Raw genomic sequence first — 12,780 nt, 5'->3', positions numbered from 1 at the left:
ATGAAATGGTTTAACACCCTAAGCCACAACCGCTGGCTGGAGCAGGAAACAGATCGCATCTTTAACTTTGGTAAGAACGCTGCGGTACCTACCGGATTTGGCTGGCTGGGAAACAGTGGTCAGGTCAGAGCAGATATGGGGACACATCTGTGGATCACCGCCCGCATGCTGCACGTCTACTCCGTTGCCGCGTCAATGGGTCGGCCTGGCGCATACCAACTCGTCGACCACGGCATTAAAGCGCTAAACGGTGCGCTACGCGACACACGCTACGGCGGTTGGTACGCCTGCGTAAATAACGAAGGCGTGATGGACGCCTCCAAGCAGGGTTATCAGCATTTCTTCGTTTTGCTCGGCGCGGCAAGCGCGGTCACTACCGGTCATCCACAGGCCAGACAATTGTTGGATGATGCCATCGAGGTGATTGAAAAGTACTTCTGGAGCGAAGACGAGCAGATGTGCCTGGAGTCCTGGGACGAAGCCTTCAGCCAGACGGAAGATTACCGTGGCGGTAACGCCAACATGCACGCGGTCGAGGCTTTCCTGATCGTTTATGACGTTACCCATGACCGTAAATGGCTCGATCGCGCACTGCGAATTGCTTCGGTGATTATTCACGACGTGGCCCGCAGCGGGGAGTATCGCGTCAACGAGCACTTCGATTCACAGTGGAACCCAATCCGCGATTACAACAAGGATAACCCTGCTCACCGTTTCCGCGCATACGGCGGCACGCCGGGCCACTGGATCGAATGGGGCCGTCTGATGCTGCATCTGCATGCCGCGTTGGAAGCCCGCTTCGAAACGCCTCCCGCCTGGCTGCTGGAAGATGCCAAAGGCTTGTTCCACGCCACCATCCGTGATGCCTGGGCACCGGACGGTGCGGATGGTTTTGTCTATTCGGTGGACTGGGACGGTAAACCAATCGTTCGCGAAAGAGTGCGTTGGCCGATAGTCGAAGCCATGGGTACCGCCTATGCCTTGTATACCCTCACCGGCGACAGCCAGTACGAAGCCTGGTACCAGAAGTGGTGGGATTACTGCATCACCTATCTGATGGACTACGAGACCGGTTCATGGTGGCAGGAGTTGGACACCGATAACAAAGTGACCACCAAAGTCTGGGACGGTAAGCAGGACATTTATCACCTGCTGCACTGCCTGGTAATCCCGCGTCTACCGCTGGCTCCGGGCCTTGCTCCGGCGGTTGCTGCCGGTCTTCTGGATATCAACGCCAAATAAGTCACAAGGATAGCAGCCATGCATAGTGGTGGAAAAACCATTCATCTTCAGGCCGGACACTACCAGGCGAAAATCGTCACGGTTGGCGCTGGGCTGGCAGAATTGATGAATCGTGGGCGTCACATCGTTATTCCACATAAGCCGGAAGAGATGCCGCAGGCGCATTTAGGAAAAGTGTTAGTCCCATGGCCAAACCGCGTTGCAGACGGCAGCTATCAACATAACGGCAAGACCTTCCAGCTTGCCGTTAACGACCCTATTTCGCATACCGCCATTCACGGGCTGTTGGCCTGGCGGGACTGGCAGATTAACCAGCAATCGGCATCGGAAGTGTCGCTGATGATTTTTCTGCCGCCCTCTTATGGTTATCCCTTTGCGCTGGTTTCAGAGGTGATTTACCGACTCGGGGCAGACTGTGGATTGCACGTGTTTATTCGTACACAGAATGTGGGAGATGAAATCGCACCGTATGGTGCGGGAGCACATCCTTACTTGACCTGCAATCTACACCCCATCGATGGCTGTGAATTAACGCTTCCGGCGAGTGAAGAAACATGTGGTGAACGGGATTTCACCACGCCGCGACTCATTGCGCAGACCACTATCGATCATACGTTCAGGACGTTGCCACCTGATGCAGAGTGGGAAGTCAGGATAACCAGTCAATCGCAAAACATGTCCACCTTTTTACGCAGCCACCAGCCCTGGCTGCAGATATATACCGGCGAGAAATTAGCAAGGCGCGGCCTGGCAGTTGAACCTATGACCTGCCCGCCAGACGCCTTTAACTCCGGAATTAGCCTGATTCATCTCGCGCCCGGAGAAGCGCATCAGATGCATTTTTTAATCGGCAGTGAATAACAGTTTTCCGACAAATTACCGAATTACCCTATTTTTACGGAGACGATAATGAATTCGCTACAACAACGGTCAACCGCTTTAGAACTAACGACGTTACAGAATGGCTTTACGCTGACATATCACCAGCGCCTGATTTTACGTCACAGCACAGAAACCCCCTGCCTGTGGATCGGCGCTGGCGTTGCCGATATTGATATGTTCCGCGGCAACTTCAGCATTAAAGACAAGCTCAATGAGAAGATTGCCCTGACCGACGCCACGGTCAGCGAGTCGCCTGACGGCTGGCAGGTGCATTTCAGTCGCGGTAACACCATCAACGCCACGCTGCACATCTCCATCGATGAACAGGGTCGCCTGAAGCTGGATCTGCACAACGATGACCTCAGCCATAACCGCATCTGGCTGCGTCTGGCTGCCAACCCGGACGATCATATTTACGGCTGCGGTGAACAGTTCTCTTATTTCGACTTACGCGGTAAACCGTTCCCACTGTGGACCAGCGAACAGGGCGTGGGCCGTAACAAAAATAGCTATGTCACCTGGCAGGCAGACTGCAAAGAAAACGCCGGTGGTGACTACTACTGGACCTTTTTCCCGCAGCCGACCTTCGTCAGCACGCAGAAGTACTACTGCCACGTTGATAACAGCTGCTATATGAATTTCGACTTCAGCGCGCCGGAGTATCACGAACTGGCATTGTGGGAGGACAAAACCACCCTACGATTTGAATGCGCTGACACCTACATCTCTTTACTGGAAAAACTGACCGCGCTGTTAGGACGCCAGCCGGAGCTGCCGGACTGGATCTACGATGGCGTCACGCTCGGTATCCAAGGCGGTACTGAGGTTTGCCAGAACAAACTGGACACCATGCGTAACGCAGGCGTGAAAGTAAACGGCATCTGGGCGCAGGACTGGTCCGGGATCCGCATGACCTCCTTTGGCAAACGCGTGATGTGGAACTGGAAGTGGAACAGCGACAACTATCCTCAGTTGGATAGCCGTATTAAGCAGTGGAAAGAAGAAGGTGTGCAATTCCTCTCCTACATCAACCCGTACGTCGCCAGCGATAAAGATCTCTGCGCCGAAGCGGCTGCGCACGGTTATCTGGCGAAAGATGCCTCTGGCGCTGACTATCTGGTTGAGTTTGGCGAGTTTTACGGCGGCGTGGTGGACCTGACCAACCCTGAAGCCTACGCCTGGTTCAAAGAAGTCATCAAAAAGAACATGATTGAGCTGGGATGCGGCGGTTGGATGGCCGACTTTGGCGAATACCTGCCAACCGACACTTACCTGCACAATGGCATTAGCGCTGAAATTATGCATAACGCCTGGCCTGCGCTGTGGGCGAAATGTAACTACGAAGCGTTACAGGAGACTGGCAAGCTCGGCGAGATCCTGTTCTTTATGCGTGCGGGTTACACCGGCAGCCAGAAATACTCCACCATGATGTGGGCAGGCGATCAGAACGTTGACTGGAGCCTTGACGACGGTCTGGCCTCGGTCGTGCCTGCTGCGCTGTCACTGGCGATGAGCGGCCATGGTCTGCACCACAGCGATATCGGCGGCTACACCACCCTATTTGAAATGAAACGCAGCAAAGAGCTGCTGCTGCGCTGGTGTGACTTTAGCACCTTCACACCGATGATGCGCACCCACGAAGGTAACCGCCCTGGCGATAACTGGCAGTTTGATGGTGATGCTGAAACCATCGCCCACTTTGCTCGTATGACCACCGTCTTTACCACCCTTAAACCGTATCTGAAACAGGCGGTCGCGCAAAACAGCGCCACCGGTCTGCCGGTGATGCGCCCGCTATTCCTACATTACGAAGACGATGCACGGACCTACACCCTGAAATATCAGTACCTGCTGGGACAGGATGTGTTGGTTGCGCCGGTTCACGAACAGGGGCGCAGCGACTGGACGCTGTACCTGCCGGAGGATAGCTGGGTCAACATCTGGACCGGGGAAACTTACCAGGGCGGTGAAATTACCGTGGATGCGCCTATTGGCAAGCCTCCGGTGTTTTATCGCGCGAAGAGTGAATGGGCGTCACTGTTTGCCACTTTACGCAACATCTAATGCGGCTCGCCCGTGGGGAAACTCGCGGGCACATGGAGAATAATAATGAGTCAGACTTCCTCTAATCCGGCAACCCTACGCTTGCCGTTCAAAGAAAAACTCGCCTATGGGATGGGTGATTTAGGCTCCAATATCCTGCTGGATATTGGTACGCTCTATTTACTCAAGTTTTATACCGATGTCCTTGGTTTACCTGGAACTTATGGCGGTATCATTTTCCTCATCGCCAAGTTTTTTACCGCGTTTACCGATATGGGCACCGGGATTATGCTTGATTCCCGCCGCAAAATCGGCCCGAAGGGAAAATTCCGTCCGTTCGTTCTTTATGCCGCATTTCCGGTTACCTTGCTGGCGATTGCAAACTTTGTCGGTACACCGTTTGAAGTAACCGGTAAAACGGTCATGGCAACGGTGCTGTTTATGCTGTACGGATTGTTTTTCAGCATGATGAACTGCTCTTATGGTGCGATGGTTCCCGCGATTACGAAAAATCCTGACGAACGCGCGTCGCTTGCCGCCTGGCGGCAAGGTGGCGCAACCCTGGGTCTGTTGCTGTGTACCGTCGGTTTTGTTCCCGTAATGAACCTGATCGAAGGCAACTCGCAGCTGGGTTATATCTTCGCCGCCACGTTGTTTTCTCTGTTTGGCCTGCTGTTTATGTGGCTCTGCTATGCCGGGGTAAAAGAACGTTACGTGGAAGTGAAACCCGTTGATGCCGCGCAAAAACCGGGATTGCTGCAATCCTTTCGCGCCATCGCCGGTAACCGCCCGCTGTTTATTCTGTGCATTGCCAACCTTTGCACGCTTGGCGCGTTTAACGTCAAGCTGGCGATTCAGGTCTACTACACCCAGTACGTTCTTAATGACCCGATCCTCCTTTCCTGGATGGGCTTTTTTAGCATGGGTTGTATCTTCATCGGCGTCTTCCTGATGCCTGGCATGGTCAGACGTTTCGGCAAGAAAAAAGTCTACATCGGCGGTTTGCTGATTTGGGTGGCGGGCGATCTGCTTAACTACTTCTTTGGCGGCGGCTCCGTCAGTTTTGTCGCGTTCTCTTGTCTGGCGTTCTTCGGCTCGGCATTCGTCAACAGCCTGAACTGGGCGCTGGTCTCCGATACCGTGGAATATGGCGAATGGCGTACCGGCGTACGCTCTGAAGGTACGGTATACACCGGTTTCACCTTCTTCCGTAAAGTGTCACAAGCGCTGGCAGGATTCTTCCCGGGATGGATGCTGACGCAAATCGGCTACGTCCCCAATGTGGTGCAATCTGCAAGTACGGTCGAAGGATTGCGTCAGTTGATCTTTATTTATCCCTGCGCCTTGGCGGTGATCACCATTGTAGCTATGGGCTGTTTCTACAACCTTAACGAGAAGATGTATGTCCGCATCGTTGAAGAGATAGAAGCGCGTAAACAACCCGTTTGATAATAATAATGAATAGCGCTCTACGGGGCGCTATTGAGGAGCGATTATGTCTTTTCATGATCCGCTAACGCTAAAACTGAGCCTGCGTGAAAAATTCGCCTACGGAGTGGGTGACTTCGGCTCAAATTTGATGCTGTGTATCGGTACGCTGTATCTGCTTAAATTTTATACCGATGAACTAGGGATGCCGGCGTATTACGGTGGGATTATCTTTTTGGTGGCGAAGTTCTTCACCGCTTTCACTGATATGTTGACCGGTGTGTTGCTGGACTCAAGGCGTAATATTGGCGCAAAAGGGAAATTCAGGCCCTTTATTTTGTATGCATCATTTCCTGTCGCTGTCGTTGCCAGCGCGCAGTTTTTAGCGACAGATTTTACGCTAACGGTGAAAACCGGACTGGCGACAGTGTTGTTTATGCTGTTCGGGCTGTTCTATAGCCTGATGAACTGCTCCTACGGCGCGATGGTGCCCGCGATCACGAAAAACCCGCATGAACGAGCTCAGCTCGCCGCCTGGCGTCAGGGCGGCGCTACCGTAGGCCTGTTACTGTGTACTGTTGGCTTTATGCCTATTCAGGCGCTATTTGTTAGTTCACCTTCGCTGGGTTATCTGATTGCCGCACTGATCTTCTCCGTCTGCGGACTGTTCAGTATGTGGTGGTGCTTTAGCGGTGTGAAGGAACGCTATATCGAAATCGTGCCGGATCACCATAAGCCCAGCATTCTCAAGTCGTTCTGCGCCATTTTCCGTAACCCTCCACTGCTGGTGCTGTGTGTCGCCAATCTGTGCACGTTGGCGGCATTCAACATCAAGCTGGCGATCCAGGTGTATTACACCCAGTACGTGCTCAACGATATTCATCTGCTGTCGTGGATGGGTTTCTTCAGCATGGGATGCATTCTGGTTGGGGTACTGCTGGTTCCCACAGCTGTAAAACGCTTCGGTAAAAAGCAGGTTTACCTCGGTGGCCTGGCGCTATGGGCTATCGGTGATGTGCTGAACTTTTTCTGGGGCAGTACGTCATTTTTATTCGTCACGTTCTCTTGCATGGCCTTCTTCGGAACCGCTTTTGTTAACAGTCTAAACTGGGCACTGGTTCCGGATACGGTCGATTATGGCGAATGGAAAACGGGGATCCGTGCAGAAGGTTCGGTGTATACGGGTTATACCTTTTCTCGCAAAATTTCTGCTGCGCTCGCAGGCTTCCTGCCGGGCATCATGCTGACGCAAATCGGTTATATCCCCAATATAGTCCAGAGCGATGCCACACTGCTCGGTTTGCGTCAGCTTATTTTCCTCTGGCCTTGCGGACTTGCAATTATTGCAGCACTCACGATGGGCTTCTTTTATAAGCTCAACGAAACTCGTTTTGCTTTTATTATTGAGGAAATCAGCCAACGGAAGAAAAACAACATCCAACCGGACCCTATTACTAATAAAAAGAACACCTCTGCTGTAAACGTATAAAAATAATTGCCGCCTATTCCATCCCAATGGATGGCGGCCTCCCTACGCGTAAAAAATGGATTTATCATGAAAAAATTAACGACAATAATTCTCTTATCCTCTGTGGTATCAACCTCTGCTTTCGCTGGAGCCTATGTAGAAAACCGCGAAGCATATAACCTGGCATCCGATCAAATGGAGGTCATGCTGCGCGTTGGCTATAACTCCGATATGGGTGCGGGTATCATGCTTACGAACACCTACACTATGCAACGCAAGGATGAGTTAAAACACGGCTATAACGAAATAGAGGGTTGGTACCCGTTATTTAAACCAACAGATAAATTAACAATCCAGCCTGGAGGGTTAATAAACGATAAGAGTATTGGCTCAGGCGGTGCTGTTTATCTGGATGTTAACTATAAATTTACTCCGTGGTTTAATCTTACCGTGCGTAATCGATATAACCATAATAACTACAGTTCAACCGACCTAAACGGTGAGCTGGATAATAATGATACCTATGAAATAGGCAACTACTGGAACTTTACCATTACCGATAAATTTTCCTATACCTTTGAACCGCACTATTTTATGCGAGTCAATGACTTCAATAGCAGCAACGGAAAAGATCATCACTGGGAAATTACCAATACCTTTAAGTATCGTATCAATGAGCACTGGTTACCCTACCTTGAATTACGCTGGTTAGATCGCAATGTTAAACCCTATCATCGCGAACAAAACCAGATTCGTGTTGGGGCAAAGTATTTCTTCTAATTCTCCTGATGATAAAAAAAGCCGCTGAAATCAGCGGCTTTTTTATGCTTACCTGAGAAAGAGCGTTAATTACTCTTCTTTCGCGCCACGCATTGCACGGCGACGATCGTTTTCAGTCAGGTGACGCTTACGGATACGGATAGAGGTTGGGGTAACTTCTACCAGTTCGTCGTCATCGATGAATTCCAGAGCCTGCTCCAGAGTCATCTTAACCGGCGGAACCAGAACCGTTGCTTCGTCAGTACCGGACGCACGCATGTTGGTCAGTTTCTTACCGGTCAGGCAGTTTACAGTCAGGTCGTTAGAGCGGCTGTGAATACCGATGATCTGGCCTTCGTAAACTTCAGCACCGTGACCCAGGAACAGCTTACCGCGGTCCTGCAGGCTGAACAGTGCGAACGCAACTGCTTTACCCTGGCCATTGGAGATCAGTACGCCGTTCTGACGCTGACCCACATCACCCGCGCGAACATCGTCGTAGTGGCTGAAGGTGGAGTACAGCAGACCGGTACCGGAAGTCATGGTCATGAATTCTGAACGGAAGCCGATCAGACCACGGCTTGGGATCACGTAGTCAAGACGTACGCGGCCTTTGCCATCTGGATTCATGTTTTTCAGGTCGCCTTTACGCTCACCCAGAGCCTGCATGACAGAACCCTGATGCTGCTCTTCTACGTCCAGCGTTACGTTTTCGAACGGCTCTTGTTTACGGCCGTCGATTTCGCGGAAGATTACTTTCGGACGGGAAACCGCCATTTCGAAACCTTCACGACGCATGTTCTCGATAAGAACAGACAGGTGCAGCTCACCACGACCGGATACACGGAACGCATCCGCATCTTCGGTTTCTTCGACGCGCAGCGCAACGTTGTGCACCAGCTCTTTGTTCAGGCGGTCAAGGATCTGACGAGAGGTAACATATTTACCTTCTTTACCACAGAACGGGGAGGTGTTTACGCAGAAGAACATGGTTACGGTCGGTTCATCAACGGACAGAGCCGGCAGCGCTTCGACGTTCTGCGGGTCGCAGATGGTGTCGGAGATGTTCAGTTCGCCCAAACCGGTGATCGCGATGATATCGCCCGCTTCGGCAATATCACTCTCGATACGTTCCAGACCCAGATGGGTCAGAACTTTACCGACTTTACCGTTACGGGTTTTGCCTTCGCTATCAATGATAGTGATCTGCTGGTTCGGTTTAACTTTACCGCGTTTGATACGGCCGATGCCGATTACGCCAACGTAGTTGTTGTAGTCCAGCTGAGAGATTTGCATCTGCAGCGGGCCATCAAGGTCTACGCTTGGAGCCGGAACACGATCAACGATGGTCTGATACAGCGGAGTCATGTCTTCAGCCATATCTTCGTGATCCAGACCTGCGATACCGTTCAGCGCGGAAGCGTAAACGATCGGGAAGTCCAGCTGCTCGTCGGTAGCGTCGAGGTTAACGAACAGGTCAAATACCTGATCAACAACCCAGTCAGGACGCGCGCCAGGGCGGTCAACTTTGTTGATAACAACAATTGGCTTCAGGCCATGGGCAAAGGCTTTTTTGGTCACGAAGCGCGTCTGCGGCATCGGACCATCCATTGCATCCACCACCAGCAGCACGGAGTCGACCATGGACATTACACGTTCAACTTCACCACCGAAGTCGGCGTGCCCTGGGGTATCAACGATGTTGATACGGTAGTCATTCCATTTGATAGCGGTGTTTTTAGCGAGGATGGTAATCCCACGCTCTTTCTCCAAATCGTTGGAGTCCATCACGCGCTCTTGGGTTTCAGCACGTGCATCGAACGTACCGGATTGTTGGAGCAGCTTGTCTACCAGGGTCGTTTTACCATGGTCTACGTGCGCGATGATGGCGATGTTACGCAAATTTTCGATCACAACTTTGCCTCAGGCATTTTAGAAATAGCGCGTTATTGTACACGGATTAATCGCAGTACAAAACAGGATCACAAACATCCTCCGCAAACAAGTATTGCAGAGTTTCTTTGTGATCACATTCACGGAGCGTTAAAAGGGGTAATCTGACATGCTTTGCACCAATATGGTGCTTAATGTTCACATTAAAGCACTATAATGGTGCAATACAACCTTCATGGTGCAGCCCCTTTGCACGATAGTGCGCATGATAACGCCTTTTAGGGGCAATTTAAAAGTTGGCACAGATTTCGCTTTATATTTTTTACGGCGACACGGCCAATTTTTTGCAGAATTGAAGACTTCGTTACCACGACGACCATGACCAATCCGGGAGAGTAAGTATGTCCGCTGAACACGTTTTGACGATGCTGAACGAACACGAAGTGAAGTTTGTTGATTTACGCTTCACTGATACCAAAGGTAAAGAACAGCACGTCACTATTCCTGCTCATCAGGTAAATGCCGAATTCTTTGAAGAAGGCAAAATGTTTGACGGCTCCTCAATCGGTGGCTGGAAAGGCATTAACGAATCAGACATGGTTCTGATGCCAGATGCGTCTACTGCACTCATCGACCCGTTCTATGAAGAGTCCACCCTGATCATCCGTTGCGATATCCTGGAACCAGGTACGCTGCAGGGCTACGACCGCGACCCGCGCTCCATCGCTAAACGCGCTGAAGAGTATCTGCGTTCTACCGGCATCGCAGACACCGTTCTGTTCGGGCCTGAGCCAGAGTTCTTCCTGTTTGACGACATCCGTTTCGGCGCGTCCATTTCCGGTTCCCACGTGGCTATCGATGACATCGAAGGCGCATGGAACTCTTCCACCAAATACGAAGGTGGTAACAAAGGTCACCGTCCTGGCGTGAAAGGCGGTTACTTCCCAGTTCCTCCGGTAGATTCTTCTCAGGACATCCGTTCTACCATGTGTCTGATCATGGAAGAAATGGGCCTGGTTGTTGAAGCGCATCACCACGAAGTGGCGACCGCAGGTCAGAACGAAATCGCGACCCGCTTTAACACCATGACCAAAAAAGCGGACGAAATTCAGATCTACAAATATGTGGTTCACAACGTCGCTCACCGTTTCGGTAAAACCGCGACCTTTATGCCAAAACCTATGTTTGGCGATAACGGTTCCGGTATGCACTGCCACATGTCCCTGTCCAAGAACGGCGTAAACCTGTTCTCTGGCGACAAATATGCGGGTCTGTCTGAGCAGGCGCTGTTCTACATTGGCGGCGTAATCAAACACGCTAAAGCGATCAACGCGCTGGCTAACCCAACCACCAACTCTTACAAGCGTCTGGTCCCAGGCTACGAAGCGCCGGTAATGCTGGCTTACTCTGCCCGTAACCGTTCTGCTTCGATCCGTATTCCGGTAGTAGCTTCTCCGAAAGCGCGTCGTATCGAAGTGCGTTTCCCGGACCCGGCTGCTAACCCGTACCTGTGCTTCGCAGCACTGCTGATGGCGGGTCTTGACGGTATTAAGAACAAGATCCACCCGGGCGAAGCCATGGACAAAAACCTGTACGACCTGCCGCCGGAAGAAGCGAAAGAGATCCCACAGGTTGCAGGTTCTTTGGAAGAAGCACTGAAAGAACTGGATCTGGACCGTGAGTTCCTGACTGCAGGCGGCGTGTTCACCAATGAAGCGATCGATGCGTACATTACGCTGCGTCGCGAAGAAGATGACCGCGTGCGTATGACTCCGCACCCGGTAGAGTTTGAGCTGTACTACAGCGTTTAATTAGTACCAATACTCCGTAGATTTCTTGTTGCGACCCACGCGGCTGTAGCAAGAAAAATATAGAGTCTTTAAGTTGCCGTGGAACTTTTAGCCCATCCCAGGATGGGCTTTTTTCTCCACTAACAACCTGCTTCCTCGCGCTTTTTTGATGTAAAAAGCTATAATGCACTAAATTGGTGCAACACTTTTCAGGAGACTGCTGAATGGCAACCGGCACGCTGCCCGATGCTGGGCAGATCCTCAATTCTTTAATCAACAGCATCTTACTCGTCGACGATGAGCTGGCGGTACATTACGCCAACCCGGCGGCACAACAGCTGCTCGCCCAAAGCTCCCGCAAACTGTTTGGTACCCCACTTCCGGATCTGTTGAGTTATTTCTCCTTAAACATCGGGCTGATGCGAGAGAGCCTGGAAGCAGGCCAGGGCTTTACGGATAACGAAGTGACGCTGGTGATAGATAGCCACTCACACATCCTCTCTGTGACCGCTCAGAGGCTGCCTGATGGCCTTATCCTGCTGGAGATGGCGCCAATGGATAACCAGCGCCGTCTGAGCCAGGAACAGCTCCAGCACGCCCAGCAGATTGCTGCCCGCGATCTGGTGCGCGGCCTGGCGCACGAAATTAAAAACCCGCTGGGTGGATTACGCGGCGCGGCGCAACTGCTCAGTAAAGCGCTTCCGGACCCGGCGCTGACCGAATATACCAAAGTCATTATTGAGCAGGCCGACCGCCTGCGTAATCTGGTCGACCGTTTACTGGGACCGCAACAGCCGGGAATGCACGTCACGGAAAGTATTCACAAAGTGGCGGAGCGCGTGGTAGCGCTGGTCTCGATGGAGCTGCCGGAAAACGTCACGCTGATTCGTGATTACGACCCAAGTCTGCCTGAATTACTGCACGACCCGGACCAGATCGAGCAGGTTTTGCTGAACATCGTGCGCAATGCTTTGCAGGCGCTGGGACCGGAAGGTGGCGAAATTATTCTGCGTACCCGCACCGCGTTTCAGCTCACGCTGCACGGTATGCGTTATCGTCTGGCGGCGCGGATTGATGTTGAGGATAACGGCCCGGGAATTCCCTCGCATTTGCAGGACACGCTGTTCTACCCAATGGTCAGCGGTCGCGAAGGCGGTACCGGCCTTGGATTATCCATCGCCCGTAATTTGATTGATCAACATTCCGGCAAAATTGAATTTACCAGTTGGCCGGGTCATACCGAGTTCTCGGTTTACCTGCCTATCAGGAAATAAA

At 51.9% G+C, this 12,780-nt stretch carries 9 protein-coding genes; 8 read left to right on the top strand and 1 reads right to left on the bottom strand.

Annotated features, from left to right (window positions below):
• The 6 genes from yihS to ompL all read left to right on the top strand — a co-directional run bounded on the left by yihS (window position 1) and on the right by ompL (window position 7,843).
• Complete coding sequence (gene yihS, locus N0B36_RS19875) at window positions 1-1,242, top strand: sulfoquinovose isomerase (RefSeq protein ID WP_259688885.1); 1,242 nt, start codon at window positions 1-3, stop codon at window positions 1,240-1,242.
• Window positions 1,243-1,260: 18 nt separating this feature from the next.
• Window positions 1,261-2,103, top strand: a complete 843-nt coding sequence (locus N0B36_RS19870) for an aldose-1-epimerase (RefSeq protein ID WP_259688884.1) — start codon at window positions 1,261-1,263, stop codon at window positions 2,101-2,103.
• Window positions 2,104-2,151: 48 nt separating this feature from the next.
• Window positions 2,152-4,188 carry an alpha-glucosidase gene (locus N0B36_RS19865; RefSeq protein ID WP_259688883.1) on the top strand — a complete coding sequence of 679 codons (2,037 nt, stop codon included), beginning with the start codon at window positions 2,152-2,154 and terminating at the stop codon, window positions 4,186-4,188.
• A 45-nt stretch (window positions 4,189-4,233) separates the two neighbouring features.
• Window positions 4,234-5,616, top strand: coding sequence for an MFS transporter (locus N0B36_RS19860; protein WP_016155166.1), 1,383 nt, complete (start codon window positions 4,234-4,236; stop codon window positions 5,614-5,616).
• A 46-nt stretch (window positions 5,617-5,662) separates the two neighbouring features.
• Window positions 5,663-7,084 (top strand): MFS transporter, encoded by a 1,422-nt coding sequence (locus tag N0B36_RS19855; RefSeq protein ID WP_016155165.1) that lies wholly within the window; start codon window positions 5,663-5,665, stop codon window positions 7,082-7,084.
• A gap of 66 nt (window positions 7,085-7,150) precedes the next feature.
• Entirely contained in the window at window positions 7,151-7,843 is a 693-nt protein-coding gene (gene ompL, locus N0B36_RS19850) for a porin OmpL (RefSeq protein ID WP_259688882.1), read from the top strand.
• 69 nt (window positions 7,844-7,912) lie between these two features.
• Here ompL and typA read toward each other — a convergent pair whose 3' ends face one another.
• Window positions 7,913-9,736 (bottom strand): ribosome-dependent GTPase TypA, encoded by a 1,824-nt coding sequence (gene typA / locus N0B36_RS19845; protein WP_008786988.1) that lies wholly within the window; start codon window positions 9,734-9,736, stop codon window positions 7,913-7,915.
• A 380-nt stretch (window positions 9,737-10,116) separates the two neighbouring features.
• On the opposite strand from typA, the gene glnA reads away from it, so the two are divergent.
• Complete coding sequence (glnA, locus tag N0B36_RS19840; RefSeq protein WP_003028638.1) at window positions 10,117-11,526, top strand: glutamate--ammonia ligase; 1,410 nt, start codon at window positions 10,117-10,119, stop codon at window positions 11,524-11,526.
• A 203-nt stretch (window positions 11,527-11,729) separates the two neighbouring features.
• Entirely contained in the window at window positions 11,730-12,779 is a 1,050-nt protein-coding gene (gene glnL, locus N0B36_RS19835) for a nitrogen regulation protein NR(II) (RefSeq protein ID WP_016155163.1), read from the top strand.
• The last annotated feature ends 1 nt before the right edge of the window (window position 12,780 follow it).

Source organism: Citrobacter sp. XY323, assembly GCF_025106035.1.
GTDB lineage: Bacteria > Pseudomonadota > Gammaproteobacteria > Enterobacterales > Enterobacteriaceae > Citrobacter > Citrobacter braakii.
The sequence above is the reverse complement of the archived record's forward strand: the minus strand, read 5'-3'. Positions and strand labels throughout refer to the sequence as shown.

Coding starts and splice junctions, on each gene's coding strand:
- ompL (WP_259688882.1), top strand. CDS start 7,151: ATGAAAAAATTAACGACAATAATTCTCTTATCCTCTGTGGTATCAACC.
- glnL (WP_016155163.1), top strand. CDS start 11,730: ATGGCAACCGGCACGCTGCCCGATGCTGGGCAGATCCTCAATTCTTTA.
- N0B36_RS19855 (WP_016155165.1), top strand. CDS start 5,663: ATGTCTTTTCATGATCCGCTAACGCTAAAACTGAGCCTGCGTGAAAAA.
- glnA (WP_003028638.1), top strand. CDS start 10,117: ATGTCCGCTGAACACGTTTTGACGATGCTGAACGAACACGAAGTGAAG.
- N0B36_RS19870 (WP_259688884.1), top strand. CDS start 1,261: ATGCATAGTGGTGGAAAAACCATTCATCTTCAGGCCGGACACTACCAG.
- N0B36_RS19865 (WP_259688883.1), top strand. CDS start 2,152: ATGAATTCGCTACAACAACGGTCAACCGCTTTAGAACTAACGACGTTA.
- N0B36_RS19860 (WP_016155166.1), top strand. CDS start 4,234: ATGAGTCAGACTTCCTCTAATCCGGCAACCCTACGCTTGCCGTTCAAA.
- yihS (WP_259688885.1), top strand. CDS start 1: ATGAAATGGTTTAACACCCTAAGCCACAACCGCTGGCTGGAGCAGGAA.